Origin of the sequence: Pseudofrankia inefficax (assembly GCF_000166135.1) — a bacterium.
Classification (GTDB): domain Bacteria; phylum Actinomycetota; class Actinomycetes; order Frankiales; family Frankiaceae; genus Pseudofrankia; species Pseudofrankia inefficax.
On record NC_014666.1, the window covers coordinates 312,925 to 339,614 of the forward strand.

General features: G+C 71.8%; 31 protein-coding genes, 2 tRNA genes and 2 pseudogenes. 20 read left to right on the forward strand and 15 right to left on the reverse strand.

Annotated elements, in window-relative coordinates; translation table 11 throughout:
• Nucleotides 1–292 precede the first annotated feature (292 nt).
• Nucleotides 293–424, reverse strand: coding sequence for a hypothetical protein (locus FRAEUI1C_RS41525; protein WP_013421444.1), 132 nt, complete (start codon nucleotides 422–424; stop codon nucleotides 293–295).
• Nucleotides 390–1,553 (reverse strand): radical SAM protein, encoded by a 1,164-nt coding sequence (locus FRAEUI1C_RS01180; RefSeq protein WP_013421445.1) that lies wholly within the window; start codon nucleotides 1,551–1,553, stop codon nucleotides 390–392. Before FRAEUI1C_RS01180 ends, FRAEUI1C_RS41525 begins: the two co-directional genes overlap by 35 nt.
• Before the next feature lie 194 nt (nucleotides 1,554–1,747).
• Here FRAEUI1C_RS01180 and FRAEUI1C_RS01185 point away from each other — a divergent pair, with 194 nt between their 5' ends.
• Nucleotides 1,748–3,007 (forward strand): helix-turn-helix domain-containing protein, encoded by a 1,260-nt coding sequence (locus FRAEUI1C_RS01185; protein WP_013421446.1) that lies wholly within the window; start codon nucleotides 1,748–1,750, stop codon nucleotides 3,005–3,007.
• 914 nt (nucleotides 3,008–3,921) lie between these two features.
• On the opposite strand, the gene FRAEUI1C_RS01195 is transcribed toward FRAEUI1C_RS01185, so the two are convergent.
• Nucleotides 3,922–3,992: transfer RNA gene (locus tag FRAEUI1C_RS01195), tRNA-Gly, on the reverse strand.
• On the reverse strand, nucleotides 3,983–4,438 hold the full coding sequence (locus FRAEUI1C_RS35810; RefSeq protein WP_013421448.1) for an MmcQ/YjbR family DNA-binding protein: 456 nt from the start codon (nucleotides 4,436–4,438) through the stop codon (nucleotides 3,983–3,985). The genes FRAEUI1C_RS01195 and FRAEUI1C_RS35810 overlap by 10 nt, the downstream gene beginning before the upstream one ends.
• A 265-nt stretch (nucleotides 4,439–4,703) precedes the next feature.
• Between FRAEUI1C_RS35810 and FRAEUI1C_RS01205 the strand changes: the two genes are divergently transcribed.
• Entirely contained in the window at nucleotides 4,704–5,288 is a 585-nt protein-coding gene (locus FRAEUI1C_RS01205) for a DinB family protein (RefSeq protein WP_013421449.1), read from the forward strand.
• A gap of 196 nt (nucleotides 5,289–5,484) precedes the next feature.
• Here the strand turns inward: FRAEUI1C_RS01205 and FRAEUI1C_RS01210 are convergent, their stop codons facing one another.
• The 6 genes from FRAEUI1C_RS01210 to FRAEUI1C_RS01230 all read right to left on the reverse strand — a co-directional run bounded on the left by FRAEUI1C_RS01210 (nucleotide 5,485) and on the right by FRAEUI1C_RS01230 (nucleotide 12,392).
• Nucleotides 5,485–7,347 (reverse strand): ABC transporter ATP-binding protein, encoded by a 1,863-nt coding sequence (locus tag FRAEUI1C_RS01210; RefSeq protein ID WP_157734773.1) that lies wholly within the window; start codon nucleotides 7,345–7,347, stop codon nucleotides 5,485–5,487.
• A gap of 386 nt (nucleotides 7,348–7,733) precedes the next feature.
• Nucleotides 7,734–8,246, reverse strand: a complete 513-nt coding sequence (locus FRAEUI1C_RS01215) for a lasso peptide biosynthesis B2 protein (protein WP_232425589.1) — start codon at nucleotides 8,244–8,246, stop codon at nucleotides 7,734–7,736.
• 97 nt (nucleotides 8,247–8,343) lie between these two features.
• Complete coding sequence (locus FRAEUI1C_RS37095; RefSeq protein WP_013421452.1) at nucleotides 8,344–8,769, reverse strand: lasso peptide biosynthesis PqqD family chaperone; 426 nt, start codon at nucleotides 8,767–8,769, stop codon at nucleotides 8,344–8,346.
• Complete coding sequence (locus tag FRAEUI1C_RS01225) at nucleotides 8,763–10,721, reverse strand: asparagine synthase-related protein (protein ID WP_013421453.1); 1,959 nt, start codon at nucleotides 10,719–10,721, stop codon at nucleotides 8,763–8,765. The genes FRAEUI1C_RS37095 and FRAEUI1C_RS01225 overlap by 7 nt, the downstream gene beginning before the upstream one ends.
• A 150-nt stretch (nucleotides 10,722–10,871) precedes the next feature.
• Nucleotides 10,872–11,042, reverse strand: a complete 171-nt coding sequence (locus tag FRAEUI1C_RS39260; RefSeq protein WP_013421454.1) for a lasso RiPP family leader peptide-containing protein — start codon at nucleotides 11,040–11,042, stop codon at nucleotides 10,872–10,874.
• Between the two features lie 528 nt (nucleotides 11,043–11,570).
• Nucleotides 11,571–12,392: an AfsR/SARP family transcriptional regulator gene (locus FRAEUI1C_RS01230; RefSeq protein WP_013421455.1), complete on the reverse strand. Its 822-nt coding sequence runs from the start codon at nucleotides 12,390–12,392 to the stop codon at nucleotides 11,571–11,573.
• A 302-nt stretch (nucleotides 12,393–12,694) separates the two neighbouring features.
• Between FRAEUI1C_RS01230 and FRAEUI1C_RS01235 the strand changes: the two genes are divergently transcribed.
• Both FRAEUI1C_RS01235 and FRAEUI1C_RS01240 read left to right on the forward strand, forming a co-directional pair.
• Complete coding sequence (locus FRAEUI1C_RS01235; protein ID WP_013421456.1) at nucleotides 12,695–13,594, forward strand: class II glutamine amidotransferase; 900 nt, start codon at nucleotides 12,695–12,697, stop codon at nucleotides 13,592–13,594.
• Between the two features lie 297 nt (nucleotides 13,595–13,891).
• Nucleotides 13,892–13,978, forward strand: a tRNA-Ser gene (locus FRAEUI1C_RS01240).
• 212 nt (nucleotides 13,979–14,190) lie between these two features.
• Here FRAEUI1C_RS01240 and FRAEUI1C_RS40665 read toward each other — a convergent pair.
• Nucleotides 14,191–14,391: pseudogene (locus tag FRAEUI1C_RS40665) on the reverse strand (site-specific integrase); the annotation flags it as partial.
• Here FRAEUI1C_RS40665 and FRAEUI1C_RS40670 point away from each other — a divergent pair.
• Complete coding sequence (locus FRAEUI1C_RS40670; RefSeq protein WP_041258668.1) at nucleotides 14,342–14,545, forward strand: hypothetical protein; 204 nt, start codon at nucleotides 14,342–14,344, stop codon at nucleotides 14,543–14,545. The pseudogene FRAEUI1C_RS40665 and the gene FRAEUI1C_RS40670 overlap by 50 nt on opposite strands.
• Nucleotides 14,546–14,868: 323 nt before the next feature.
• Entirely contained in the window at nucleotides 14,869–15,243 is a 375-nt protein-coding gene (locus tag FRAEUI1C_RS40675) for a hypothetical protein (protein WP_232425257.1), read from the forward strand.
• Here FRAEUI1C_RS40675 and FRAEUI1C_RS41800 read toward each other — a convergent pair.
• Nucleotides 15,196–15,549: pseudogene (locus tag FRAEUI1C_RS41800) on the reverse strand (site-specific integrase); the annotation flags it as partial. The gene FRAEUI1C_RS40675 and the pseudogene FRAEUI1C_RS41800 overlap by 48 nt on opposite strands.
• Complete coding sequence (locus FRAEUI1C_RS01255) at nucleotides 15,546–16,316, reverse strand: hypothetical protein (protein WP_013421458.1); 771 nt, start codon at nucleotides 16,314–16,316, stop codon at nucleotides 15,546–15,548. The pseudogene FRAEUI1C_RS41800 and the gene FRAEUI1C_RS01255, both read right to left, overlap by 4 nt.
• Before the next feature lie 137 nt (nucleotides 16,317–16,453).
• On the opposite strand from FRAEUI1C_RS01255, the gene FRAEUI1C_RS01260 reads away from it, so the two are divergent.
• The 13 genes from FRAEUI1C_RS01260 (at nucleotide 16,454) to FRAEUI1C_RS01315 (ending at nucleotide 25,023) form a co-directional block, all read left to right on the forward strand.
• Nucleotides 16,454–16,645, forward strand: a complete 192-nt coding sequence (locus tag FRAEUI1C_RS01260; RefSeq protein ID WP_013421459.1) for a helix-turn-helix transcriptional regulator — start codon at nucleotides 16,454–16,456, stop codon at nucleotides 16,643–16,645.
• Complete coding sequence (locus FRAEUI1C_RS40685; protein ID WP_013421460.1) at nucleotides 16,642–17,022, forward strand: hypothetical protein; 381 nt, start codon at nucleotides 16,642–16,644, stop codon at nucleotides 17,020–17,022. The genes FRAEUI1C_RS01260 and FRAEUI1C_RS40685 overlap by 4 nt, the downstream gene beginning before the upstream one ends.
• Before the next feature lie 87 nt (nucleotides 17,023–17,109).
• Nucleotides 17,110–17,988, forward strand: a complete 879-nt coding sequence (locus FRAEUI1C_RS39265; RefSeq protein WP_013421461.1) for a hypothetical protein — start codon at nucleotides 17,110–17,112, stop codon at nucleotides 17,986–17,988.
• The gene (locus tag FRAEUI1C_RS35815) at nucleotides 17,985–18,659 is read left to right on the forward strand and encodes an ATP-binding protein (RefSeq protein WP_013421462.1); all 675 of its coding nucleotides are present in this window, start codon (nucleotides 17,985–17,987) and stop codon (nucleotides 18,657–18,659) included. Before FRAEUI1C_RS39265 ends, FRAEUI1C_RS35815 begins: the two co-directional genes overlap by 4 nt.
• A complete protein-coding gene (locus tag FRAEUI1C_RS01280; RefSeq protein WP_013421463.1) occupies nucleotides 18,656–18,955 on the forward strand; it encodes a hypothetical protein in 300 nt (99 codons plus the stop codon). Before FRAEUI1C_RS35815 ends, FRAEUI1C_RS01280 begins: the two co-directional genes overlap by 4 nt.
• Nucleotides 18,952–19,173, forward strand: coding sequence for a DUF6011 domain-containing protein (locus tag FRAEUI1C_RS01285; protein WP_013421464.1), 222 nt, complete (start codon nucleotides 18,952–18,954; stop codon nucleotides 19,171–19,173). The genes FRAEUI1C_RS01280 and FRAEUI1C_RS01285 overlap by 4 nt, the downstream gene beginning before the upstream one ends.
• Nucleotides 19,166–19,468, forward strand: a complete 303-nt coding sequence (locus FRAEUI1C_RS39270) for a hypothetical protein (RefSeq protein WP_013421465.1) — start codon at nucleotides 19,166–19,168, stop codon at nucleotides 19,466–19,468. The genes FRAEUI1C_RS01285 and FRAEUI1C_RS39270 overlap by 8 nt, the downstream gene beginning before the upstream one ends.
• On the forward strand, nucleotides 19,465–19,896 hold the full coding sequence (locus FRAEUI1C_RS37975; RefSeq protein WP_013421466.1) for a helix-turn-helix domain-containing protein: 432 nt from the start codon (nucleotides 19,465–19,467) through the stop codon (nucleotides 19,894–19,896). Before FRAEUI1C_RS39270 ends, FRAEUI1C_RS37975 begins: the two co-directional genes overlap by 4 nt.
• On the forward strand, nucleotides 19,893–20,600 hold the full coding sequence (locus FRAEUI1C_RS37980; protein WP_013421467.1) for a helix-turn-helix domain-containing protein: 708 nt from the start codon (nucleotides 19,893–19,895) through the stop codon (nucleotides 20,598–20,600). Before FRAEUI1C_RS37975 ends, FRAEUI1C_RS37980 begins: the two co-directional genes overlap by 4 nt.
• Complete coding sequence (locus tag FRAEUI1C_RS01300; protein ID WP_013421468.1) at nucleotides 20,566–21,252, forward strand: hypothetical protein; 687 nt, start codon at nucleotides 20,566–20,568, stop codon at nucleotides 21,250–21,252. The genes FRAEUI1C_RS37980 and FRAEUI1C_RS01300 overlap by 35 nt, the downstream gene beginning before the upstream one ends.
• A 55-nt stretch (nucleotides 21,253–21,307) precedes the next feature.
• Nucleotides 21,308–21,721, forward strand: a complete 414-nt coding sequence (locus tag FRAEUI1C_RS01305; RefSeq protein WP_013421469.1) for a hypothetical protein — start codon at nucleotides 21,308–21,310, stop codon at nucleotides 21,719–21,721.
• A gap of 3 nt (nucleotides 21,722–21,724) precedes the next feature.
• Nucleotides 21,725–24,406 (forward strand): hypothetical protein, encoded by a 2,682-nt coding sequence (locus tag FRAEUI1C_RS01310; RefSeq protein ID WP_013421470.1) that lies wholly within the window; start codon nucleotides 21,725–21,727, stop codon nucleotides 24,404–24,406.
• 125 nt (nucleotides 24,407–24,531) lie between these two features.
• Entirely contained in the window at nucleotides 24,532–25,023 is a 492-nt protein-coding gene (locus FRAEUI1C_RS01315; protein ID WP_157734774.1) for a hypothetical protein, read from the forward strand.
• 41 nt (nucleotides 25,024–25,064) lie between these two features.
• Here the strand turns inward: FRAEUI1C_RS01315 and FRAEUI1C_RS01320 are convergent, their stop codons facing one another.
• Nucleotides 25,065–25,283 carry a hypothetical protein gene (locus FRAEUI1C_RS01320; RefSeq protein ID WP_013421472.1) on the reverse strand — a complete coding sequence of 73 codons (219 nt, stop codon included), beginning with the start codon at nucleotides 25,281–25,283 and terminating at the stop codon, nucleotides 25,065–25,067.
• 15 nt (nucleotides 25,284–25,298) lie between these two features.
• On the reverse strand, nucleotides 25,299–26,261 hold the full coding sequence (locus FRAEUI1C_RS01325) for a hypothetical protein (protein ID WP_013421473.1): 963 nt from the start codon (nucleotides 26,259–26,261) through the stop codon (nucleotides 25,299–25,301).
• Between the two features lie 186 nt (nucleotides 26,262–26,447).
• Here FRAEUI1C_RS01325 and FRAEUI1C_RS01330 point away from each other — a divergent pair, with 186 nt between their 5' ends.
• Nucleotides 26,448–26,681, forward strand: a complete 234-nt coding sequence (locus FRAEUI1C_RS01330; protein WP_013421474.1) for a hypothetical protein — start codon at nucleotides 26,448–26,450, stop codon at nucleotides 26,679–26,681.
• Nucleotides 26,682–26,690: the final 9 nt, after the last annotated feature.

Consider the following 26,690-nt stretch of genomic DNA (forward strand, 5'->3'; position numbering starts at 1 on the left):
GATCGCGGCCTCGGTCTGTTGGGTCCAGGCGCGGGGATGTCCCTCGCGGAGGCCCTTGACGAACACGCGGGTGTCCGCGGTTTGGAGGATGGCGGCGAGCTGGGAGTTCCAGCCTTCGCGGACCGGGGTGACGCCGACGATGGGTCCGCATTCGGCGTCGATGGCCTTGCGGAGCGCGTCGTCCAGACCATCCCAGGTGACACGGTCGATGACCACAAGTTGACCCTAATGTCGGGCGGTCCGGGGGGTGCCGGCGACACGTCGCGGCTGGCACCCCCCGGAGACGGGTGGACTACCGGTAGGGGTTGTCGTCGCCGCAGCCGGTGAGGCTGGTCGGCTCGAAGGTGTCGAGGTCGTCGACCAGGGTGAGGCCTTCGATCTCGTCGGTGTCAGTGGGTGGCGGCGCGGTCTGGGTGGACGACATGGAGCTGTCTCCTTCCGTGGGGGGTTTCCTTGTGCTGGCAGTAGTTCCGCAGCGGCGCGTTGGCCTTGCGGAACAGGGTGACCAGCGGCATGCAGGTGCCGCAGGTGCCCTGCAGGGTGCAGCCAGTACAGCCACCCTGCCGTTGGAGGAGCCCGTCGGCGATGGTGCCGAGTCGGGCGAGCCCATCGAGCCCTTCGTCAAGGAGCGGGATGTTCGGTTCGCGCCCGACCTTGCAGATGCTGGCTTTGCCGAATGGGTCGACGTGGAAGAACGTGTGTCCCGCGTTGCAGCCGGTGAACGGTGTGCGTGGACCGAGAATCTCGGGGGCCTGGCTGGCGAGCACCTCGGCGCCGCCGTAGATCGTCGGGGAGATGTTGCCGTACAGGCTGTGCGGGAGGCCGTAGCGGTCGGCGAGCGCACGCATCTGGTCGACTTCGTGTGCGTTGCTGCGGGTGACGCCGATGCTGAGATCCATGGGGATACCGGCCTCGTGCGCGGCTGCGAGACCTGCGGAGAACGCCTTGAACGCTCCCCGGCGGCGGGTGAGTCCGTCGTAGCTCGCCTCGGTCGCGCCGTAGATGCTCAGGGTGATCCGGTGCGGCGGGCGGCGGGTGAGCAGGTCGAGGATGCCCGGATTCGCGAGTCGTGAGCCGTTCGACAGGACGTCGATCATCATGCCGAGGTCGAATGCCAGGGCGTAGACGTCGGAGAAATGGCGGTCGATCATCGGTTCGCCGCCGGTGAGCTGAAGCCAGAGGACTCCGGCGTCCCGGATGGTGTGCAGTAGCCGGACGCGGTCGTCCCATTCGAGCCCGTCGAACTTCTTCAGTCCCAGGTAGCAGTGCTCACAGTCATAGTTACAACCGAGGTTGACCTCATGGGATGCCCGGCCGTAGTTCAGCGCCGTGGGTTGACGGACGAGGACCGATCCGGCGATGGCCCCGGCAAGGTCGATGCCCCACCGTTGCTTTGCGGCTGCCGTCAACCAGACGGGGACGTCACCATCCTCGGTGTCGAGCGTCTGAAGTGCCTGATAGCGGTCTGGACTGATCTTCACGCCCTGGTTGCTGCCCGGGGTTACCAACAGATGGTGATCGAGAAATGGGCTTGCGATCAGCCGGTATGGCATCGGGTCTCCCTGGCGTGGGCTCGCACGTTCGGCGAGATGAACCGTAGAAAGGCGCACAGTCCCAAGCCAGGCACCAAGCGTGGTAGTTCTTCGCGCTCCGTGGTGTCAACTACCACGGTGCGTGGTAGCGGTCGCAGGTCAGGAGCGGTATTGGTCGACTACGCTGGTAGGAGATCCTCGGGAGGAGGCTGCTGGTGGACGCTGGCGACCGCCCGATCAGCGGCAACTTGCGGGACCTGCGCCGGACTGCCGGTCTGTCTCAAGAGGAGTTGGCGGGACGCACTGGCCTGAGCGTGTCGACGGTCCGGAAGGTCGAACAGGGTGGATCGGCCCGGGTCGAGACGCTGCACGTGCTGGCGCGTGCGCTTGGTGTCGAGACGTCGGCCCTGTTCGGTAGCCAGGCGCCCAAGCCCGCGGACGCCGAAGAGGAAAACAAGCTCAACCTGGTGGCGTTCCGCCATGCGCTCACGCCCGCCGTCGGATTCGGCGGGTCGACGCGGCGCGTTGATGGGTTGGTGGCGGCGGGCATCGAGCGGGAGTCGCTCGGGCGTGATCTCCGCGCGGCGGTCACTCGTTACCACGCGGACGACTTCGAGGGCGTAGCTCGCGGGCTTCCCCGGATGGTGGCTGCCACGAACGAGCTGGTCAGGCAATCGGCCGGCGATGAGGTCGCGTCGCTGGCGGCTCAGCGACTGCGTTCGGATGTGCTGCAACTGGCAGGCTGGTTTCTGACCCAGGTACGCCAATACGATCTTGCATACGTGGCGCTGCGGGATGCGGTGGCTGACGGCGAATCGTCGGACGACCGGTTGTCCGTGGCGGCGAGCGTGATCTCTCAATGCTGGTTGTTCATCCGACAGGGCCGGTTCTCGGATGCGGAGCTTCTGGCCGGCGATGCTGCGACGCAGATCGAACCGCGCATGTCCGAGGCCTCGAAAGAGGAGCTGGCCGCCTGGGGCTGGCTGCTGTTGCGTGGGTCTGCTGCGGCCATCCGCAACAATCGTTCGGACGAATCGCGTGAGTTCCTGCGGCTGGCAGAGGTGGCGGCCGTCCGGCATGACGGTCAACCGCGTCGGATGGCGGCCGGCTATCACCAGTACTGGAGCACGTTCGACGTGTCCACGGTGCGCATGAAGATCGCGGAAGCCCTCATGATCGATGGGGACGCTTCCGGCGTGCTTCGGGTCGCCGAAGGTGTCCAGGCTCCGAGGCGGGCGGGGCGGTCGGACAACTACAGCCGGCACCTGCTGGATGTTGCCGGTGCGCACGCTGCGCTGCGGAACTACCAGGACGCCATCGACATCCTGTCCAGCCTGCGGTCAACGACGCCGGACTGGCTTCGCCACCAGCGGCGTGCCGGCGACCTGGTCGGCGGGCTCGTGACCTCCCGCAAGCGGCGCGTCGGCCAGGACCTCCGGGAGCTGGCGGGCTTCTTCGGTAGCACAGGGTCATAGCGAGACCACTACTACGTTCCGTGGTAGCTCCAGAACGGCGAGCATGAACTACCACGTTAGCCGGCTGGTTACCCACTCTCGGTACTCCTAGCTTCATCTCACCGCAACTGCGGTGAAGACGGAGGATGGGACGGGAGGGGCCGCGATGGGTGCGCCGGTACACGTGGCGTCGCTGGCGGACGGGTCGGGTGCGCTGTTTGCGCCGGTGTTGCCGGTAGATCTGCCGCCAGACGAGGCGGGTCTATTGACACGCTCGGAGCGATCCGCGGCGGCTGGTGGCGCGTCGGGTTGGGAGTTCGCTCCGGCACGTCGGGCGGGCTTGATGCGGCTCGCGGTTGAGCGGGCGGGCGTGCCGGGGGTCTCGTCAGTGGTGGTGTGCCCTGCGGGGATGCCGGTCGAGCGGACGGCGCTGGCGCTGGCGGTCGGGGAAATTTTGCGGACGCGGCGGCCTGGTGGGGCTGCGGTCGTGACGTGCGCGGCCGTCCCGGCGTGGCTGGGTGTGGACCGTTCGGCGGTCGTGCATCCCGTCCTTGTGCGGGCCGGCACGCAGGCGGTGACGAGCCGGCACGTGGAGTACCCGGTGGTCGTCGTACCTGGCGACGTCGGGCGGAAAGGTCGTGTGGGCGCAGTTCCCGGGGGTGGTCGTGACCTCCTTGCCCGCGACTGACGGGGACGGGCCGGCGCTCGACAATCGGGTGGCTCGGCGGGTGCCGCCGCCGCGATGGCCGGTGGCGTTCCGGACGGATCCGGAAACGCTGGGACGGGTGGCGGACAGGCTGCGGGCGCTCGACGACTGGCACCTGTCCGCAACGGCCGGGCTGCGCTCCGGGCTAGAGCCGGCGATGACCAGGATCCGTGCAACCCGTGGTGTGCTACCCGGCGTTCCACTCCAGGTCAGTCACTGTGATCGTCAGAGCGGGTGACGGGAATCGAACCCGCGTTGCAAGCTTGGGAAGCTCGTGTTCTGCCTCTGAACTACACCCGCGTGATGCTGCTTGAGCATCCTAACGGATGCCGGCGCCGGGTGGATGGACGGCCGTCAGTCGGCTGGGTCGACGAGGCGGGCCAGGCTCCGGGGAGCGACGAGGTGTAGGAGATCCGGATCCACTCGGCGATCTGGTCCCAGCGGTCGTCGGTGGCCTCGGGGCTGACGGTCAGCGATACCCAGCCATGGCGGCCCAGGCCGTAGCCGGCGGGCTTGGCGTCCGGTTCCGCGGCGACGACGGCGGCAGCCTCGTCCTTGGGCAGCTTCACGGTGAGCTGGCTGCCCTGCGGGTTGGCGAAGACGAAGTTCTTGCCACGGACGCGGAAGGTCGGTTCGCCGTCCCAGGCCTCGATGTCGACACGCGTCGCCTCGGGGAGCGCGAGAGCGATCTCCCCGACCCGGCGCAGGCTGTCGTGCTCGTGCTCGTGCTCGTGCGCGCTGCTCACGGCTGTGAGCGTGACACGCGTCGGCTTCGGCCCGTGGCCGGGGCCGCGCCGCCCGACCCCGAGATCCGCAAGATTTGAAGCCGACCGGCTTACGCGTGCAATCGGTTACGGCGTAATCACCCCGGGCCGCCAAGGTGTGCGTCATTCCGGTCCGCGCCGTTGATGCGCGATTTCCTTGTACGGCGTATTGCGTGCCCGAGTCCGTGCACTGTGGGTCATGTTGTGACCACTGCCACCAAATGCCGACGTTGGCTAAGGTGGGGCTGTGACCACTGACGGCGAGACCGACGACGCGATTGTGCCGGACGGCAAGGACTGGACGTGGGTCCTGGGGCGGGCGTGCCCGGAGTGCGGATTCAATGCCGCGACGTTCCCGGCGTTCGACGTTTCAGGGCTCGTCCTGCGGGTCGCGTCCGCGTGGCGCCTGTTGCTCGGCGGCCAGCCGGCCGAGGACCTGCGGCGCCGACCGGCCCCGGGCCACTGGTCGCCGCTCGAGTACGGCTGCCATGTGCGTGATGTCCTGCGCCTCTACGACGAGCGCCTCGTTCTGATGCTCACCCGGGACAACCCGCGCTACCCGAACTGGGACCAGGACGCCACGGCCGTCGCCGACCGCTACGGCGAGCAGGACCCGGCCCAGGTCGCCGAGGATCTCGCGACGGCGGCCGCGCGGGTCGCGGCCCGGTTCGCGACCGTGGCCGGCCCGCAATGGCAACGCACCGGTGAGCGTTCGGATGGTGCGCTGTTCACCGTCGACAGCTTCGCTCGTTACTTTGTGCATGACCCCGTGCACCATCTTTATGACGTCAATGGTCTTCCGGGCGGCGGCGTCGCGCCGGTCGCGAGCTGAGTCGACCGGCAAAGGCATTCCAGACCAGAAAACGTCGAGGACGCGCTGGCCTGGAGCTGCGGCAGCCCAGCTGGGTGATTGATCCGGCAACTAACCGACATTGAGTTCGGGCAGGTTTGGCCGTTTTGTCGACAGGCGTCGAGAGCGGTTCGGGCGGCCTGCCCCGGGGGCGCCGCACGGCGCCCCCGGGCTCAGCTCAGGTCGCCGTCGTGGCGGCCCCAGCGGGGACGGCGGGGTCGAGCCCGGTGGCCGACAGGCGCGCGTAGAGCGGGCAGGTCTCGACCAGCTCGTCGTGGGTGCCCGTCGCGATCACCCGGCCCTCGTCCATGACGATGATCCGGTCGGCTGCCCGGACTGTCGACATCCGGTGCGCGATGACCAGCAGCGCTCGTTCCGTGGCGATGTCGTGCATCACCTGGGTTAGTGCGCGTTCGTTGACGCTGTCCATCTGGGATGTCGGTTCGTCGAGAAGCAGTACCGACGGCCTCGCCAGCAGCGCCCGGGCGATCGCGACCCGCTGGCGCTCGCCGCCGGACAGCAGCACGCCGTGGTCGCCGACCTCGGTCCACACACCGCGTGGCATGCGGGACACCAGATCGCCCAGCCGAGCCAGCTCCACAGCGTTGTCGATCTCGGCGTCGGAGCTGTCCGGGGCCGCATAGGCGATGTTGTCGCGCAGCGAGCCCTGAAGTACCGGAGCGTTCTGCTCGACGAGGTTGACCTGGCTGCGGGCGGCGTCCCGCGACATCTCGCGCATGTCGACGCCCTGCAGCAGGATCTCGCCGCGGTCCGGGTCGTAGAACCGTTCCAGCAGTTCCAACGCCGTCGACTTGCCGGCGCCTGACGGTCCGACCAACGCGATATGGCCGCGCTGCGGCACGGTGAACGAGACATCTCGCAGCACCGGCCGTTCCGGGGTGTAGCCGAACCACACGTCGCGGAACTCGACCGCGGGTGCGGCGGTCGCGCCGGACCCGGCCGGTTCCTCGGCTCGGTCCGCGCTCCAGGTCGCGGCGTCCGGCGGCAGAATCCGCACCAGCCGCCCGCCGACCTCGTCCACCGGGCTGGCGCCGAGGGCGGATCCGTCCGCCTCGGCGCCACCGGATCCGTCGCCGAGAGCGGTCGCCGAACCCGTGGCGTCCTGCTCGCGGGGCAGATCGAAGACCGCGTCGACGCGGTCCAGCGCGCCAAGCCCGCGCTGCATGATCCCGGCCGACTCGATCAGCTGGGACAGCGGCACGACGAGGTACGTCGCGTACAGCAGGAACGCGACGAGGGAACCGAGTGATGTGACGTGATGCGCGACCAGGACGCCGCCGACCAGCAGGACGACGAGCACCGAGCCCTGGATGGCCAGCTCCATCGCCGGCGCGATCACCGAGTTCAGCCGGGCCATCCGGATCCCGAGCCGGTAGGCCTCCTTGGCGTGCACGTCGATCCGTTCGGCCTCGCGCTCCTCGGCGCGGCTGGCCCGGACCGTGCGGATCGCGGTCAGCGAGCGCTCCAGGTCGGCGGTCATCCGCCCGACGCTCGCCTGGCCCTGTTCGGAGGTCGTCCGGACCCGGCGCAGGGCGCCAAGCACGAACACGCCCGCGAACAGGACCGCTCCGACCACCAGCGCGAACAGCCGGGCGTCGATGTAGATCATCAGGGCGACGGCGCCGAGCGCGCCGATGAGGCTGGTCAGGAACGTCGCGAAGCTGTAGGCGACGGCCTCCCGGACGACGACCGTGTCGGTGTTCGCCCTCGAGATGAGGTCACCCATCCGGCGCTCGTCGTACACGCTGATCCGCAGCCGCAGCAGGTGGTTGACCAGCCGCGTCCGCAGCCCCAGCAGGATTCCCTGGCCGGTGCGCTCCAGCAGGTAGTGGCCGGCGGTGTCGATCACCGCCTGGCCGACGAACAGGCTCAGCAGGAGCACCAGCAGCCAGCCGGACATCCCACCGTGCTGGGCGGCGTCGATCACCCGTTTGACCAGCAGCGGCTGGACGATGGCGCACAGCGTGCCGATCACGGTCAGGGTGACCCCGAGGGCGACGGGCCGTGAGTGGCCGCGCATCAGCCGCCACAGCCGGACGGCCTGCCACCCGCCGGGCGGCCGCTGCGGCCGCGGGCCACCCGGCCCCCAGCCCGGCCCGCCACCCGGCCCCCAGCCCGGTCCGGGACCGCCGGGGCCGGTCCAGGGCCCGCGATCGCCAGGACCCGGCCCGCCCATCGGGCCCGGCCCGCCCATCGGGCCCGGCCCGCCCATCGGGCCCGGTCCGTTCATGGGTCCTGGTCCGTTCATGGGTCCTGGGCCGTCCATCGGTCCGGGGCCGTCCGGCGGCCAGGGGCCATGCGGCGGGCCGCCGGCGGGTGGGCTGGCGTTGCCTGGCGGTCCGGCGGCATACGGCGACCCGCAGGGCGGCGCCTCGCCGGGACGCGGCCGCCCCCAGGCCAGCCCGGTCACTTCGCCACCGCCTGGTGACGCCGCGACCCGGGTTCTTCCGCCGATGGGTCGGCGGTTACGCGGACCTGGTCCGGGGTGCTCGGTCCGGTCCGGGCCGGCGGCGGCACCGTCATCAAGGGACGGAAGTAGCCCGGTGGCTCCTCCTCACCGACCAGCTGACCGCCGGCCTCCACCCAGGCGTGCGCGGCGAACGGCGCGACCGACCGCACGCCGGCGTGCCAGGTCGGCCAGGAGCCGGACATCCGGCACAGCAGCGCTGTCGCGATCGACCGCGGTACGCAGCCGCGTGCGCCGCGGCAGACCAGGCTGACCGCGACCACGTCGGCCCGGGCCGTCTCCGTCCGTGCCAGGCTGGCTGGCCGGGCACCGCGGCTGACGGCCGTCAGCACCGCGTGGATCCTGGCTGGTGGCTGCGTCGCCAGCGCCCGTGCCGCCACGACCGCGACGCTCGCCAGCAGCCGCCTGGTCAGCGGGGGCGCCGGCGTGCGCCGGCGCATCGACATCGGCATCGTCACCGTCGTCGACCTCCTTCAACTGGCCGCCGGGCTCCGCGCGAACACGGGCCGGCGGGATCCCGAGCACGGGCGAGCAGGGGGGTGAGGGTCCTCACCGATCGCTCGTCCGCGGCCGGGACGACCGACCGAGCGCGGAGCGCAGGGCGTGGCGCGCGCGGGTGCCGGACCGGTGCTGACCCCCTGCCGCGGAAGCCCCTGTCGCGGAACCGCCCGAGGCGGGCGGCGTCGTGCCGGCTGGCGGCTCGATGCCCGACCCACTGACCGAGCCGGTGATGAGGCCTGCGGCCTGCAGATCGTCGACCAGCTTGTCGACGTCGGCCCGCGCCGTCGCGGGGGCGACGTCGTACTGGTCGAGCAGCGCACGGGCCGCCTGCGGCGGGTCACCGCCGTCGAGCAGCACCCGGAGCGCGAGCGCGGCCGTCGGGTTGAGCGTCCAATAGCGACCTGAGCGCTCGTCCAGCAGCGCCGTCCCGTAGTCGGTGTCCGTCGAGACCACCGATCGGTTCAACGTCAACATGTCCTCTCCAGCGGCTCGGGCTCGGGACTGCCGGCGGCCGGGACGGTCGCCGGGCGGGCGCTCTGGTGGGGCGGGCCGCCTGAGGATGGCCGGCGGCCAGCGGCGCGCAGCCAGGACTCGGCGGCGGCGGTCTGCTGCAGCGCCAGGTAGTGACGGTCGGGTGCCGCTGAATAGCGGCAGAGTCCCAGCAGCCTGTCGGTGTCGACCAGCCCGAGCTCGGCCAGCCGGGATCCGTCGAACAGCCCGCGCAGCGCCGTCTGGTGCGCGCGCAGGCCGGCCTCCTCCTCGGCCGAGCACTCCGCCTTGGTCTCGCGCCGCAGGCACGCGGTGGGCACCAGTCCGGCCATCGCGGCCTTGAGCAGCGGCTTGTACTCCCACGGCGTGGAGCGCTCCTCGGGCCGGACCGCGAGGGCGGCCTCGATCACCCGGTCGTCGTAGAACGGTGCCGCCAGTGGCGGTCCCGTCGGCGCGGCCAGCTGCGCGAACCCGCGAGCCACGGCCGCCCCGACCCGGATCGCGAACAGGTCGCCGTGCCGGTCGCGCGTCGGTCCGAGCGGCTCGGCCGTCGCGGCCGCCTGCTCGATCGTCGCGCGCAGCAGCTCGGTGGCGTCGGGCGTCAGCCACGCGCCGATCCGCGGCGGCATCGACCAGTCCAGCTCGGCGACCCGCTCCGGCGGCACCAGGTGGCGCCGGCCGCGCGCCGGCGGTCCACCGGCCGGTCGGGCCAGGGCCGCCAGCCAGTCCCGGTAGGACCGCGGCCGCAGCGTCCGCAACGTCGCGGCGAGCGGCCAGCGGCTCTGCGCGCGCAGTGGCCGCAGCCGGGCCCAGGCGGCCAGCGGATGGCCGAGGGCCAGGCCCGCGAGGTAGTTCGGCATGCTCTCCGCGACCTCGTCGCCGCCGAGGCCGCACAGGTGAAGCCTCGGTCCGTGGCGGGCGGCCAGCCGCAGCCCCGCGAGCAGCTTCGCCCGGTCGATCACCCCGATGAAGGGCCGGTCGAGCGGCTCCTCGACCTCGGTGATGCCCTCGTAGACGAGCGGGAGCCGGTCGCGCGGCAGCATCTCGAAGGTCTCGACGCCCAGCGCCGCCCGGGCGAGCGCCGCCCAGCGCGCGTCGTCGTCGGCCGGGTCGCGGCCCAGGCCCGTGTACGGGACGAGCGCGGCCGGCCCGGTGGCGGCCAGGAAGCACAGCGCCGTCGAGTCGAGCCCGCCGGAAAGATCCGCGGTGACGGTCCCGCCGGCGGCCGTGCGGGCCGCCACAGCGGTGACCAGCGCCTGGCGCAGCGCCGCCGCGCCCTCGGCGCCGTCGAGTGTCGGTTCGGGCGCCAGCCACCAGCGTCGGTGGCTGGGGTGGCCCTGCTCGACGCACAACCAGTGGTCCGGGGGCACGGCCGTGAGGCCCTGCCACAGCGGGCGGTCGTCAAGCGGGTGCGGCGCGACCGGGTCGACCAGGCAGAGCAGGACGGCGCCGACGTCGATCCGGTCGAGGTCGGCGAGCGCGGCGACGACATCCGCTCGGTCGCCGGCGATGATCCCGGCCTCGCCGCCGAGCGCGGCGTGGTAGACGCGGCGCAGGCCGGACGCGGTGCCCTGGACCCGCTGGCAGCCCTCGATCTCGGCCACCAGGTGGAAGCTGCCCGGCAGTTCGAGGGCGACCTGGTCGAGCGCGCCGAGGTCGCGGGCGCTGGCCAGCCGGGCGGCGAGCCGGTCGTGGCTGATCGGGGCGCAGCCGAGCAGGGCCATCCGTGACCGGCCGGCGACCGCGTCGACGATCTCGTCGCCGGCCCAGCGGCCGATCAGCCAGGGACGGCCGGACGGTCGGCGCAGCGCCGCGATGGTCGGATCCGCGGCCTGGAGGGTGCCGGCCAGGGCGGCGCCCGCCGGAGTGTCCGGCAGGACGACGAACCAGGGGGCGGCCGTGGCCAGCGGCGCTGGCGTGGTCAACGGGTGGGTCATCTCGTCGTCAGCCGGTCCTTTCCGGGCGGTTCCGGAGTTCACACGGGTTCACGTCGGCCCGAAATGCCGGCGGGCCGGCCGAGCGATTCGGCCGGCCCGCCGGCCGCGGCGGCTGTGCGCCCGCTGCTCGGCAGTTCCGAGGAGCTGGCCTTAGTAGCGGCGGCCGCCACCGCCCACGATGATGATGGCGCCGCCGCCCCCGCCGTAGTAGCGCGGGAAGCTGCGCCAAAGCCAGTCACGTCCCCAGCCCCAACGGCCGTCGGTGACCTCGCTGAATTCCCCGGCGGCGTCGAGCATCGGTGTGTCGTAACGAGCCTTCATCGGCGCTTCCTCCATTCAGTGGCTGCCGCCTGAGACGGCGTTTCATCGCTCAATGTGTTCCCATTGGCGGTGGGCCGCGAACGCCGGGGACCGGACTTTCTGTCAGTACTGGCAATTCGCCCCTCTGAATTCTTTCCGGGGAACTGGTGGGTGCGGTCGAATCGGGAAACGTCGGCCATTCGCGGGCCGCGGCCTCCCGGCCGCCGGGGCGGCGCCGACCGGAAGACCGCGCAGAAAGAGGCCGCCTGGCGGTGTCCCGACGCGTTGGGCGGCGCCCCATGCCAGAAGGGCGAACAGCGACCTCTGCGCCAGAACGCCGGCTCTACCGGCGGCGCCTTGGTCGTTGTCGGCGTGGGCCACAGTGCTCGTCGTCGACCACCATGCTCGTCAGCGCCACGAAGGCGCTTCGCCGTCCCTTCCCAGGCTCCTCCATGTTCCTCGTGGACACTCCGCGTCGGTCGCCGTGTCGGCGGCCTGGGAGGGAGATGCCCACGGCTGGTTCAGCGGCGGTTCATCACGCTGCGTCGCTCACCTGTGCTGATCCCCGTTCAGGATGCGCTGGTGTTCCAGCCGGAGGTCCTCGCCTGGCTCGATTCCCAGCCGCTCGGTGAGCATCCGGTAGACCGTCTGGTAGGCGTTCAACGCCTCGGCACGCCGGCCGTCCTGGCCCAGCGCCGCGAGAAGCTGGGCCCACAGCCGCTCCCTCGTCGGATGCTGGATCGTCAGGGCACGCAGGGCGGGCAGCACCCGGTTGTGCTGGCCCAGCCTCAGTCGGGCGTCGACCAGGTTCTCCCAGACCGCCCAGCGCAGCTCGTCGAGCCGGCTGGTCTCGGCGACGGCGATGTCCGCCGGCAGGTCGTCGTACGGCTGGCCGCGCCAGAGCGCGAGCGCCCGGTCGAGCAACACCGTCGCCTCGGCCGGTCGGCCGGCGGCCAGCGCCTCCTCGCCCGCGCACGCGCCCGCGTCGAACAGCTCGATGTCGAACTCGTTCGGCGCCAGGCGCAGCAGGTACTCGCCATCGCGGCTGAGGATCCGGCCGAACGGAGACCCCGGATCGGCGTCATGGCCATCGGTCCGGTCGCCGGAGGCCGGCGGCAGCGCCCGACGCAGCTCCGAGACGTAGGTCTTGATGTTGCCGAGGGCCGAGCGCGGCGGGTCGTCCTCCCACAGCGCGACGGCGATCTGCTCGGTGCTCACCCAGCCGCCCGCGTGCAGCAGGAGCAGCGCGAGCAGGCGGCGCTTCTTGCGCTGCCCGATGAACACCGGCGCCCCGTCCGCCGCCAGCAGTTCCAGCGGCCCCAGCGCCGCGAACCGGACGACGCCCGTACCCGGCTCCACGTCCACGTCCACGTTGACGTCCCTGCCCGGTGCGTGCGCGATGAGACCTGGCTCTCGTCCCCGATTCCGCGGGATCAAAGGCTTGCCGACCGATCCAGGTAGCCCCCACGATCAGGAGGTCAGGGGAGACCAGCCGACGGGCCTCACCCGGCTTGGGTGGCTGTAGGTCGAACCCGCTGTGTAGGCCGAACCCATCGTGTAGGCCGAACTTGCAGGGGGCACAACGACCGCCAGTCGCGCCGCGCCGCCGATGCCGGGGGAGAGGCAGAGCCCGTCACCGCGGCTGATCGGGATGCTGACGTCATGGAGGCTAGATGTGCCAGATGTTCGCGCTGACCAGCGGCTCGCAGCCCGTAGAGGCGACGTTCTGGTTGCTCGACTCGCCTGACAGCGAACGCGCGCTCTCTGCCCGCGTGCCCGATGGTGCGGGCCTTGCGACGTTTGGGGAGGATCGGGCCCCTCGGATCGTGAAGCAGCCGATCTCAAGCCGGGCCGGGGCCGACTTCGCCTACCAGCCGCGAACCGTCGTCTCATCGACCTTCATCGCCCATGTCCGACACGCGTCGACCGGGCGGACGAGCCTCGCGAACACCCATCCGTTCCAGCACGCCGGCCGGGTGTTCGCGCACAACGGCGTCATCGAGGAGCTGGACCGGCTGGACGATCAGCTCGGCGAATACCGCGGGCTCGTCCAGGGCGACACCGACTCGGAGCGCTACTTCGCCCTGATCAACCGGGAGATCGACGCCCAGGGCGGTGATGTCGGAGCGGGCATCGTCGCTGCCGCCCGCTGGATCGCGGCCAACCTGCCGCTCTACTCGATCAACATGGTGATGGCGACCGCCGACGAGCTGTGGGCACTGCGCTACCCGGACACCAACCGGCTCTACGTGCTCAGCCGCGAGCCCGGCGGCCAGAACAGCCGCCACCTCGACCACGCGAGCCCGTTCAGCGAGATCCGGGCCCGTTCGCTCGACCTCGCCGACCGCCCGGCTGTCGCCGTCGAAAGCGAGCGGATGGACGAGGACCCGGCCTGGCGCCTGATGGCCTCCGGCGAGCTCCTGCACGTCGCCGCCGACCTGACGGTCACGTCTCGGGTCGTGATCTCGATCCCGCCCGCCCGTCAGCTCTCCCTCGACGACCTCAGCCCCGAGGCCGCGTTCTCCCAGGTCGTCAACGTCGCCCCCGCCGAGACGACCCCCACATCTGCCTGACGTTCAGACGTCGACACCCTTCAGTCCCGTGATCGCCACCTGCTGGCCGGTGATCGCCGTTTCCGCCCTCAAACGGTCGTAAAACCGCCCTGATCACGACCAGGCGAGGGCCAAAACGGCGATCACGGGCCGGCAGGCGCCGCCGCGGGCGATGCTGATCTTGGATGGAGGTGGCGCGAGGCGGGCCGCCGCCTGGCTCCTGGAAGATCCACGGGGCGCACCCTGGAGGACGAACCGCCACGCCGGCTGGAATACTGGTGACGACCAGCCGCCGGCCCTGCCGGTCGGCCGGTTTCGGGAGGGCTCGCCTAGTGGCCGATGGCGGCAGTCTTGAAAACTGCTATGGGGGCAACCTCATCGTGGGTTCGAATCCCACGCCCTCCGCTCTCTACCAGCAGGTTTGCCTCGCCAGACTGCCGCGGCGAAGCGTCGCCGGAGCCCAGAACGGCGTCGGTGCCCAGAGGGTGCCCAGAGCGCGCGGAGCGCGGCACCGCCTTGGCTACCGTCTCGGCCGCCCGCTGGCCCGCCGGGCGCAGCAGATGCGCGTACAGCGCACCCGTGATCGCTGGCGAAGAGTGACCGAGGCGCTTGGACACGAGCGCCAGGTCGATGCCCTCGGAAAGCTGGATCGACGCGGACGAATGGCGAAGGTCGTGCAGCCGCCGGCGAGAGAGCAGGCCGCGGCCGAGCTCCGCGCGGGCCGGCACGTCGCCAGCGAGCGGGACGGCCAGGTCCAGGAGCGCGCCGTTGCCACGTAGCCGGGTCACCCCGGTCACGGTCACCTCGCCGACCGGCACACGGTCGACGTACAGCGTCCACGTGCCGCGCGGATCGATGTCGCGCTGGCGGACGCCGACGGCGAGGGTCCGCGCCTCGGCCTGGGCCGCCGCCCGGACCGCGCCGAGCAGGCCGGCCCGCCGAGCGATCACCTGCATGCGCGCCGACACGTAGCCCGGCCGCAGGTACTGGCCATCCGGCCGGGTGAAGATCAGCCCTTCGAGGTGCACCGGCTCGCCGTGCTCGTTGGGCAAGGTGCCGTTGTCCCAGGCCGGGCCGATATCGTCCCGTTCGCTGTCCTGCGCGATTCGGTGTGCGAGCAGCGACCCGAGCGTCGTGGAGTCCAGGTCGACCTTGCGCCGCCCGGATCGCGTCTTGGGCGCCCACACGCCGTGTTGCCCGCCCGACTCGGTGATCTGCTGGCCGATCGTCAAGACCGACCTCTCGGTGTCCAGGCCGGGCCAGGACGCGCCGCAGGCCTCGCCGCGGCGCACGCCGTGCAGGCCGATCAGTTCCCACATCGCGGCGAGCCGGTCGGTCGATGCCTCGTCGAGGAACGTGCCGACCTCGTGCGCTTCCCAGGGCTCGATCTCGGGCTGGCTGTACTCCGGCAGCTCGACCCCGCGGACCGGATTGAACGGGATCAGGCGTCGGTCCACGGCATCGTTCAGTGCGTTGCGGAGCGTGTCCCGGATCCGCTCGATCGTCGCCGGCCCGGTCGGCTGGGGCTTGCTCGCGCCGGCGGCCTCGATCTGCCGGAAAGCCTTGTCGATGTGGTCGGCCCGCAGGCCCACCAGCGGCACCTTGCCCAGCCACGGCTTGAGGTGCACGCGCAGGTGGCTCTCATAGGTGCGGCGGGCGCTCGGCCGTAGCCGGCGCTTACCCTCCAGCCACTCGTCGAGGTACTGGCCAACGGTCAGCCGGCCAACGTGCTGCTGACCGGCGCGGATGTTCCCGACGGCCTCATCGGCCGCTTTCTCGGCGTCCCTTTTCGTCCGGCAGCCGGATCCGCTGATCTCCTTCTTGCCGACCAGCGGCACGAGTTCGCTGGGCACCCAGATCCGCCAGGCCCACGTGCCGTGCCCGCGATCCTCGATCCGCGGGCAGCCACCGCGCGGGTACTTCTTCTTCGTCTCGGGATCGCGGCACCCGCAGCGCTTCTCCGTCTTGACGTTCACCGGTCGGTCCCATCCGTGCCAACCGGCGCCGCGATGTGATCCCGCCGTGCCAGCTCGGCCGCAAGCTCGTTAACCAGAGCGCGCGTCACCTGGCCCCGTAGTGCCCGCCGCCGGTCGGGGCTGGCGTCTGGTTCGCGCTCGTCTGCCACCCGGTCGCGCTCTTCAGAGAGAGTCCGTCCCCAAAGCTCGTGAGAGAGCGCCACGAGAACGACTGCGGGCTCGTCCAGCCTCCGGGCGGTCTTCTGTTCGGCCTCGCCGATCTCTGCCGCCCAGGCGTCTAGGTCACCCTTGAGGCCAAGACGCTGGATGCGCGTCACGAGGAGAAACAGCTCTGCATTCGCGCGCTTCTCCCGGGCCAAGCTCTCAACCTCAGCGAGAACGGCCTTGTGTCCCGCCGGGGTAAGGGCAATCGCAGGGTCGAGCGCTCCGAGGCTGTTTTGGCCTGCGAGCGACTTCGCGACTTCGCGCGCTGGTACTTGCAGGTGGGGGGTGAGGATCACGAGGTCGTCCGCGTCCAACAGGTCTGGCACGCGGATGGTGCGTCCGCAGACCTGCGTCAACACGAGGGCGAGCGTGACAAGCTCCTCCACGCTGACGGCCTTCGCGCCATTCTCGAGCGCCCCGACCTTCGCGCGCGACCAAGGCAGGCCCATCAGGCGGGCGCCACGGGCCACGTCGTCCTGGCGGCGCTTTGCCGTCTCCCTGATCTTGCGTGCTGCCTCGCCTACAACCTCGCGGAGCGGGCGGGGGGCCGCGTCTTGCGTCATGGACGGACCGTACCTCAGACGCAACGCCCCAAACTAGATGCGCTTGACAGCTCCCGTGAAACGGCATAGACCGGACATGCGCGCCCCGATATTGGAGCGCTGCACGCCCAAGCTGGAGCACCACGTCAAGGGACCTGATGACCGAAGAGCTGATGACCTCCCGCCAGGTGTCCGAGTTCCTGAACGTCCCTGCCGCGACGCTTCGGACCTGGCGTCTCCGCGGATCGGGCCCGCAGTCCTTCCGGCTGTGTGGCACGGTTCGCTACCGCCGGTCAGTCGTCGAGGCATGGCTGGCCGAGCAGGAGCAGGCCGGCCAGGTGGGCCGGTGAACCTCGCCTCCGACCCCCTGGCCGCGGCGACGCCTGGCGGCCGAGCAGAAGGCGGGCGCGTGACTGCCGCCGATCTTGACTCACGGCGCCTGGCCAACCTCACGACGCCGCCCGCGCCGCACCTCACGCGCGCCGAGGCTCGACGGATACGCCGGGCCGCGCTGGCCGAGCTGCGCGGACGCTGGCCCATCGATCGGCTTCGCGCCCTGCCAGCGACCACCGACTTGGCCACGGCCGGGTCCATCCTCGGCATGGCGGAGGACAAGGCCCGCGAGCTGGCCCGCGCCGGCGACTTTCCCGCGCCGCTTATCCGCCACGGCGACCGATACGTGGTGCCCACCCGGCCGCTCCTGGCCCTCTTGGGCATCGACCGGTGACCGGCCTGGTCTGCGCCCGGCGCTTGGCCCTGGTGCGCCGGGAAAGCTCGCCCGCGCCGACGCGCGACGGCAGGCGGGCCGCCTGACGTGGGCTACGAGATCAGGCGCTGGTTGCGCGTGGAGCTGGGCCCGAAGGTCGTGGGCTTGCCTCGCCTTGTCGCGCTTGAGATCGCCGACGATGCCAATGAGATCACCCGGCTCAGCTATGCCGATCTTGCCGATCTTGCCGCGTGGACCGCGGCGAAGGACACCAAGGCGGTCAAGGACGCGCTGCTGAGGCTGGCCGCTCAGGGTTGGGAGTTCCGTCGGGCGATCGGCAAGGGCGCAGACGGCCGTCCGTTGTACGCGGTGCCCGGACGAAAGTTGACCTTCTGGGTTCCCGAAGGGCCGAAATCAGTCGGCCCTTTGAAGGGCCAAGGGCCGAACCTAGTCGGCCCTAAAGGGCCGAACCCAGTCACGGAAGGGCCGAACCCAGTCACGGAAGGGCCGAACCCAGTCACGGAAGGGCCGAACCCAGTCGGCCCCATCTCCTCAGCTATCTCCTCAGCTATCCCCTCAAAGAGCAGCGCCGCCGACCGACAGTCAGCAAAGGGTCTAGACCCTCATCTGACCGACAGGCCCGTCGGCGTCGCGGCCGCCGAACTCGTCGAGTCCCATCCCGCCGACCCTGGCCGGTGGACCGAGCACGAGCGCCACGAGCTCCGCCGCCAGGCCGCCGCCCTTCTCGGCTCGGGCATCCCCGAACTCCACGTCGCCGAAGGGCTCCGCCGCCTCGCCGGCCGACCCGACGGCGGTGTCGGGCTGCTCCGCAACCTCACCCACGACGCGGTCCGCGGCAAGCCCGCGCGCCGACCGCGCCGCGAACGAACGTTCGACCCGAACGCCACCGTCAGCTACCACCACCAGCCCGGCGAAGAAGCCCGCTGCGAAGTCCTCGACATCGAAGATTGGAGGCAGGGCGGATGACCACCCTCGACCGCACGATCCGCCTCGGCGGCGCGGTCGCCCGCTGCGGCCAGCTACGCATCCCGACCGGCGTGGCGCCGGCCGCCGACCCCATCCCGACGGGCGAGACACCCGAGGACGTCACGGCCCGGCTTGCCGCCCAGGCCGCCGGCCGGCTCGCCCGCTACCGCCGCCAGCGGCCCGCCGCGTACGCCGCCGCCAGCCTCGGCGACCTCGGCCCCAACGAGCGCGCCGCCATCTGGCGCTGGCTCGAATCGGACTCGCTCACCCTGGTCATCACCGGACCCGTCGGCACCGGCAAGACCCACGCCGCGTTCGCCGCCGCCAACTGGGCCGCCGGGCAGGGCACCATCCCCGCAGCGTGGACCGTGCCCGACCTCATGGTCGACCTGGCGCCCGAGGGCGACCCGTCCGCCGCGCACGTGACCCGTACCGCCCCGCTGCTCCTGCTCGATGACCTCGGCGTCGAGAAGACGTCCGAGTGGCGCGTCGAGCAGATCACGGCACTGATCGACAACCGACTGGGTAACGGCCTCCGCCAGATCGTGACCGCAAATGCGGACTACGACGCCCTGGCGCGGCGCTACGGCGAACGGGCGATGTCGAGGCTCACCGCGCGGGCCGGACTCGTACGGCTGACGGGCGCCGACCGGCGCCGAGTGACCTGGTGACCGCCCCGCTACCGGTGCCACCCGAGCTGGCCGGCGAGCCGCCGCAGCCAGGCCCGGCGACCGGCCTCCCTGACGGCATCGACGCCCTGCTCGACGAGATCGCCGCGGCCCGGGTGACCAGGGTCCGCCGGCGCCGGCAACAGGTCGCCGACTTCCAGACCGGCCACCTTGAGCGGCGCCGGCACGGCCTGGCCGCCCGCCACGCGGCCAAACTCGCCCGCCTCGCTGCCGACACCGCGGGCACCCCCGACGCCGTCCCCTCGGCGGCCGACCTTGAGGAAGACAACCCCCAGTGACCCCAACCGCCACCAGCAGCCCTGACGGGCCGCCCCGCTGCCGCATCTGCTGCCGCGCGCTCCGCAGCCACCACTCCGCGGCCCTCGGCATGGGCCCGACCTGCGCCCGCCGCGTCGACCCCGACGCGATGGCCCCCCTCGTCCACGCCGCCCACAACGCCGCCGAGGCGGTGCAACTGGGCCTCGTCGACCTCGGCGAGGCGGCCCGCCATGGCTGACCAGCAACCCGAGCCAGGGCAGAGCCCGCGGCGTAGGCCCCGCTTCCCCGGCGACGGGCCACCCCCCGAAGGTGCGAGCCCCGCCGAGGCCCGCGAATGGGCCGAGCAGTGGCTCCGCAGCTACCGCGCCGACCGGCGCGCCCGCCGCGTCCGCGCCGGCACCGTCGCACCCACCACCCACGCCGAAATACGGATGCGCCTCGACGCCGACGAGCAGCGCGAACACCGCCGCACCGCCAGAGACAAACGACGCCAGAACCCCCCGAGCGACGGCGGCGAAAGCGCACCCGAATGACGGCGTGCCGACCGGTCACCCCTCGCGCGCGCGGGCGCGTTGGTGGCACCGGTGCCGGCGAGGCCGGGCCGGACGGGATGCCGCACCGGGGCCGGACCGACGTGTTCGAGGCGGCGTTCCTGCGGGACGGCTTCGGCGCCGCGTTGCGAAGCGCACGGCAGCGTCGGGGCTGGTCAAGGCGGACGCTGGCGGGGCGTAGCGGCGTCAGCTGGAGCGCGGTGCGCGCGCTGGAGACCGGCGTCCGCCGGCCAAGGGCCGTGACCGTTCGCTACCTCGCCGCGGCCCTGGCCCTGGCCGACCCGGCGCCGCTCGCGGCCGAGTTGCTCGGCCTCGCCGGCGAGTCGCTGCGGCCGGACACCGCCGGCGCGGTGCGGCAGCGGCGCCGGGCCTCGCCGCGGGCAGTGGCGCTGCGCGCCTGCGGCCGGTGACCGCGACCCGTGGCGTCAACGTGGCCCGGCTACTCGGCCCGCTCGGCTTCGACGCCGCCGAGTCGGAGCACCGGGTCGCCCGCTATGAGTGGGCCCTCGAAGCGATCGGCCGCCGCCTCGGCCCGACGATGCGACCCGAGGCCCTGGCCGCCCTTGAGCGGCATCTTCGCCGCCTCCCTGGCCGCGGGGTCGTCCTGCTCGTCGAGGAGGCCGCCGTTGCCGACCTGGCCGCGCTGTGCGCCCTGCGCGAGCTGCTGGGCCAAGAGCCGCCCGCGGGCTGGGCGCCGGCCGCGCTCCTGCTGGAGGCGCTGATCCGGCGTGCCGAGGCGTTGGCCCGGGGCGTGTTCGTCCCGGCGGCCGTCGCCGGCGACGTCGGCCGTCTGCTGCGCGTCGGCCTCGATGTCGCGGCACGCCGCGACGGCGGCGACCCCACGGCCTCCTCAGCACTGGTCGCGTTGCTGACCGACCTGGCCGCCGCCGCCCGTGAACCCCTGCCCTGTACCGACATCGGTACTGGCCATCAGCGTGCTGAGCACCGTGGTCTCAGCGTCGCTGAGGCTGCCGCCCGGATGGGCTGCACCCCGTCCTACGTCCGCAGGCTGGCCCGCCGCGGCGCGATCCCCGCCCGAAGGTCGGGCGGCGTGTGGATCGTGACGGAGACGCCTGGCGATGACGACGAACACGGCGGAGACGCTGCCAGCTGACGGCATGGCGCCCGATCTGTCCGACCTGTCCTCTGCCCAGCTCGCCGACTACCTGGATACCTCCGAGCGGTCCGCGGCCGACGCGGGCGAGTTGCTCGCCGGCCTCGCTGAACTTCCCGCCGCCGAGCGGGAGGAGGCCGGTGTGGTCGCCCGTGCGAGAGCCGCGATCGGCCGCCGACGCGCGGAGGCCGCCCGCCGGGAGCAGGAAAGGCGCAATCAGGCCTCCCGCGACCGGCTGGCCCGCGTCACCGCGTCGATCGTCGATCGGCCGGCCGACAGTCCGAAGGTGCTTGAGGCGATCGAGCAGGTCGCCGCGGCGGTCGCGACACTGCGGGCGGTCGCCGCGGAACGGAAGCAGTTCGCGAAGCGGACCTCTGCGGCGTTGCTGAGCGTCGGAATCCAGCCGGGTCCGCGTGGATCAGCTGGGCTGTGGCACACCCGGCCCGGGTTCGGCGACGCCGTCGGCGCTGGCAGGCGCATGGTCGAGCCGCTCGACCCGGACCTACTGTTCGCGCTCGCGGTCCGCCGGGCGTACGGCGGGTCGCTGCCTAGCGGCGCCTGGCAGGTGCCGCAGCCCTCAAGCGCCCTGGTCGCCGCGCCCGACGCCGAGCGGCTCGCCGAGCTGCTCGCCCGCGAGCTGGGGGAAGAGTGACCGCCGCGCACCGTCTGCTGGGCGCGTCCGCCGGCGAGGAGACCCGGGGGCCGGCGTGACCGGCCGGCGCGCGACCCGTCCCGTTGCCCAACGAGACGCCGACTGGCTGGCCGCCGCATCGCCGGACGAGGTGAGCCGGGCGCATCGCGCCGGCGAGCTGGTCGAGCTGTTCGGCGGCCCGGCGCGGTTCGAGCCGGTCGAGGGGCAGCAATGGACCGCGGCCGACCTCGACGGCGCGACGGCCGACCAGATCGGCCAGGCCCTGGCGCGAGGCGACCTCGCCGACCTGCTGGTGGGCCGCGAGCCGGAGCCGTCTGCGCCCGCGGCCCCTCCGGCGGCTGAGCCGGCGCTGTCGGTGATCGACCGGCTTTACGAGTCCGACCCGCTCTCCGCGAACGCGCTGTGGTCGTACGAGGAACGGCGTCGGGGTGGGAACGGCGCATCCGACGACGGCGACGCGGCGGCGTAGCCCGTGGCCTCCGGTGGGACCAACGTCGGCCGCCTCTTCGCGACCCTCGATTTGGACACGAACGCGTTCACGTCGGGGCTGGCCCGCGCCGGGACGATGTTCGCATCGTTCGGCCGGGGGATCGCGACCGGCAGCTCCTACGCGGCGGCCGGTGCGGCGGCGCTGCAGGGGATCGGTGGCGCGGTCGCCGTCATCGGGCAGATCGCCCCCGCGGCCGCGCTCGCCGTCCCGGCGCTGATCGGCATCGGCGCGGCGATGTTCACGGTCAAGGGCGCCTTCTCCGGCGTGCTGTCCGCGGTCAAGGCCTACGGCCAGCAGACCGGTTCGGCCGCGAACACCTCGAGGCAGGCGGAGCAGGCCGCCCATGGCCTGATCACCGCCCAGTGGGGGCTGGCGTCGGCGACGAACGCCTACAACACCGCCGTCAAGGAAGCGAAGCAGAACCTCGCTGACCTGCAGAAGCTGGTCGACCGGGCGCCGACCGACATGGAGCAGGCGTCCCTGGACCTGCGGGAGGCGCAGGAGAACCTCGCGAAGGTCCAGTCGAACGGGTTCTCCAGCAACGACCAGATCGAAGAGGCCCGCCTCGCGGTCACCCGCGCGCAGTACGCCTTCGAGGACCAGACCGACGCGGTCAAGAAGAACCAGGACGCCCTCGCGACCGCCCAGGCGCAAGGCGTCGACGGCAACCAGTCGGTGATCGACGCCGTCCACCAACTGACCCAGGCGCAGTGGGCCCTCGCCGACGCCCAGCGGCAGGCCCAGAACCCGGCCGGGCCGAACGCCTACGCGCAGGCGATGGCGAAACTCCCGCCGCTCGCGCAGGCCTTCGCCCGCCAGATCATCGCCTTGCGCCCGCAGCTGGACCAGCTGAAGGTCTCCGCTTCGTCGATGTTCGTCGGGATGGGCTCCGCCCTTCGCGATCTTGACACGAACTTCCCCGTCGTCAACGCCGGGGTGCGGCAGCTCGGCGAGTCGATCGGCACGGTTGCCGCACGGACCGGGGCGCTGTTCAAAGGCGCCCAGACGCAGGCCGAGCTCGGCACGCTGATGTCGGCGAACGCCACCTCGACGCTGAACTTCGGCTCCGCCCTAGGCGTCGTCGGCCGCCAGTTCCTGACGATCGGCGCGGTCGCCGCGCCGATCCTCGCGAACATCTCGGGCCTCGCCGGCGGCGTCGCCGACAAGTTCGCCGGCTGGGTCCAGGGCGCCGCGGCGTCCGGGCAGCTGCAGGCCGCGATCCAGGGTGCATTGGGCGCGCTGGGCCAGCTCGCCCAGGTCGTGACCAACGTCGGCGCTGGCCTGGCGTCGTTGTTCTCCGGGATCGGTTCGTCGGGCGCCGGGACGCTGAATACCCTCGTCGCGATCTCCCAGGCCTTCCGTGAAATCGCCAGCAACACCGCCCTCCAGTCGATCATCCAAGGGCTGGGGTCGGCGTTCTCGGGCGTGCTGGGGTCGGCGCTGACGCAGGTGATGGGGGTCATCACCGGCCTCCTCCCGTCGATCCAGGCGATCATGCCGGCGCTGCAGCAGGTACTCCCGATCTTCCTGCTGTTCGCGGGTGGCCCACTCGGCCCACTCCTCAAGATCGTCGGCGTGATGGGGCTGCTGGGCCCGCTCGCCGACACGATCGGCCAGGTCCTCGGCCAGGCCATGACCGCGGTCGCGCCGCTGCTGGGCGCCCTCGGCACCGCGTTCACGCAGCTGTTGCCGCCGCTGCGCCTGGTCATCGGGTCGTTGATCCAGTCGCTGATGCCGGTTATCTCGCAGCTGGTACCGCCGCTGACCAAGGTCGCCACGGCCATCGGCGGCGCGCTCGTCACGGTGCTTGGCACGCTGATGACCGCGCTACAGCCGGTGATTCCGGTCATCGGGAGCGCGCTGGTCATGGTCGTCTCGGCGCTGGCCGATGTGATCGTCCAGTCGCTGCCCGCGCTGAACTCGTTGATCCAATCGATCGTGTCCCTCCTGCCGCCGCTACTACCGCTGATCCCGGCGATCCTGGGGCTTGTCGTCGCGGTCCTGCCGCTGATCCCGGCGGTCCTCCAAATCGCGGCGGCGATCCTGCAGGCCCTGATGCCCGTGATCGTTCCGCTGATCTCGCTGCTCGTGCAGCTGATCTCATGGTTCGTCGAGCTGAACACAAGGGCCGTCGGGCTTGTCGTCGGCCTGGTGACAGACATCGCCGGCTGGCTGGTCAAGCTCATCGGCCACTTCGGCGATCTGCCTGGTCTGATCGGCAAGGCGCTGTCCGGCCTGGAGAAGCTGATCACCGCGCCTTTCAAGGCCGCGTTCAACGCCGTGTCGGACCTGTGGAACAGGTCGCTCGGCAGCATCCACTTCACCGTGCCGAACTGGGTACCCGGCGTCGGCGGCAAGGGCTTCTCGTTCCCGACGCTGCCGAAACTCGCGAAGGGCGGCACGTTCGCCTCAAGCGGTCTCGCGATCGTCGGCGACGACGGCCCCGAGATCCTCTCCGGGAAGCCCGGCGCGACGATCACCCCGCTGAGCCGGGCCAGCGGGGGAGGCGGTGGGATCGTCATCAACATGTCGATCACTCACAACGGAATGATCTCCGACAAGCAGGTGCTCGACGACTTCGCCGCGAAGATCGTCGGTCCGCTGAAAACCCAGATCAATCGGTATGCCGCCAGTAACGGCGGCTCGGCTGGTCTCGCGGCCTGAGCCATCGGACGGCGGACCCCTGCGGCCCGCCGCTCGTCCAGACTGATCGGTGGAAGAATCACCTGCGGGTCACCGTGACGATCCGATGGGGGATGCATATGGCCACCGAGGGATTTCCAGGCGGCGTGGACAGCGTCAAAAGTTGGCTCGCTGACCTGTTCGGCGAAGAGCCGGGGCGCAGTCTGTGGACCGTGCTCGACGGGCCGCTCCGCCTCGCACTCGCCCAGGGATGGATCCTCGGCACCAGCGGTTCGCGCGCGGACGACCTCGCCGAGGAGCTCGCCGCGGCCGACTCCAGCCACAGGCGATTCCCTGCGATGCTCGCTGCCTTGGCCGATCACTGGCGGCGCGTGTACGCCGATCTACGCGACGGAGCCGGAGTGGTGAACCTCAACCTCCTCGCCGGCGCCGACATGGAAGCCGTCGTACTCACCGGTCAGGAGTACGGCGACCAGGTCGTCCGCCAGGTCGTCGGGCACGTGTTCATCACTCGGCTGGACGGCGACGGCTGGCACATCGCCGCTCTGAGCCGCAAACTGCCCATTCCCGGGTGGCCCCCGACCGAGCAGGAGATCTCAGGACTTGAAGTGACCAGCCGCCCGCTTGGCCACGCCTAGCAAACGACTAGGTAGCCGAAGACCCGCCGGCCGAGCTCGCGCTACCCACTCAGCTCGGCCGTCTCTTCGCTGTCCAGCTCGCCGGGCGGGTACTCGACGTAGTAGCCGGGCGAAATCGGCTCCAGGATGAGCGCCTCGACGCGGACCTGGCCGTCCTCGGCCGGCTCGGGCGCTGAGACCTCGCGCGTGTCCATGAGCAGGTTCAGGGCGTCGACGGCGAGGTCGCACTCCTGCGCCGTACCGATGATCGTTATCCGCATGGTTCGGCCGGCCCGTCAGACCGGGCCGGTGAGCGTGCTCGGCCAGCCCGCGACCCGCGCCGTGACCTTGCCGTAGCCGCCTTGGCCGCCGGCCCGGGTGTTCTGCGCGAGGATCGAGTCCGCCAGCCATGCCGTCGGCCGGTCCTGGGCGATGTCCACGGCGCGGGCGGCGTGCGCGCCGGCCGTCAGGACGTCGCCGGCGGCAAGCTCGGTGCCGGCCTGCCAGATCGCGATGGCCGAGGCCATCCCGGGCTGGCTGCGCGGCGAGAAGGCATCCGCCACGTCGGCCAGCCGGCGCCGGGCCGGCACGAACATCCCGACCCGGGTCAACGCGACCGCGATGAACGCGAAGGCCTGCGGCGCGGTGAACTCGCCGGGCGTCGGGTCGGCGAGCGTCCCGACGAGCTGGTCGGCGTCCGTCGCCGCGTCGACCACGCGGGCCATGCCGGGCTCTCCGGCCCGGCCGATGAGGCATGCGCGGACGACGGCGGCGTGGACGCCGACCCACGACTTGCCGGCCCGCTCGGCGGCAATGGCTGCCATCCGCATCGGTACGACCGACCCGGGCTGTGCGGCGTCGTGGACCTCGGCGGCGACGAGCGTCGCCCACGCGTGGGTCTGTGGGTCGCCGATCTGCCGTGCGTACTTGCGGGCGGCCTCGGCCCGGTCCAGCGCGGGGTGCGTTTCGCCGATGTCGGCGAGCGCGCGGGCGTGGAGCAGGGCGACCTGGCCGCGTAGCGCCGCCCAGTCGTCACCGGGCCGGCCCTCGGCGAGATGGGCCCAGTGCTGGCAGGCGTCAACCACGGTGATCGGTGGCAGCAGCTCCCAGGCGGCGCGCGTCTGACCTATCGCGTCGCCGAGCTGGTCGCGCAGGTCGGAACCGCCGCTGGCGGTCGGCAGCGCGACCCCGGCGGCAGTGAGAGCCCCCGCGACGACAACGGCCCTGCGGGCTGGTCTGGGGGTGGATGATGGAGCCATACGGCGCCCTCCCGTGGCGTCGTGAGCGCCCCGTCCGCCAGGTGTGCAACCACCTGGAACCCCGGACGGGGTTCTCTTTCGTGCGCCCCGTGACGGCGCGCGATGTATCGGGCACGCTGGCAGGTCGCAGGACAGCCGTCAAGGACTGCCGTCAGCGTCAGCAGTAACGGACGGACAGTCCTGTCCGTGGCCAGCGACAGCAGCCCCGGCCCGCAGTGGGCGCGGGCCGAGGATCTCGTCTCGTTCGGCGACGTCCGGGCCACGCTCGGGCTGTCCCGGCAGCGAGCGAACGTGATCGTGAGCCGGCGGGACTTCCCGGCGCCCTGGCTCACGACGTCCGATGGCCAGACCCGGCTGTGGCGCCGGGCCGAGGTCGAGGTGTGGCTCGACGAGCACCGGCCCGGGTGGCGCCTCCCCTAAGCCCCGCTG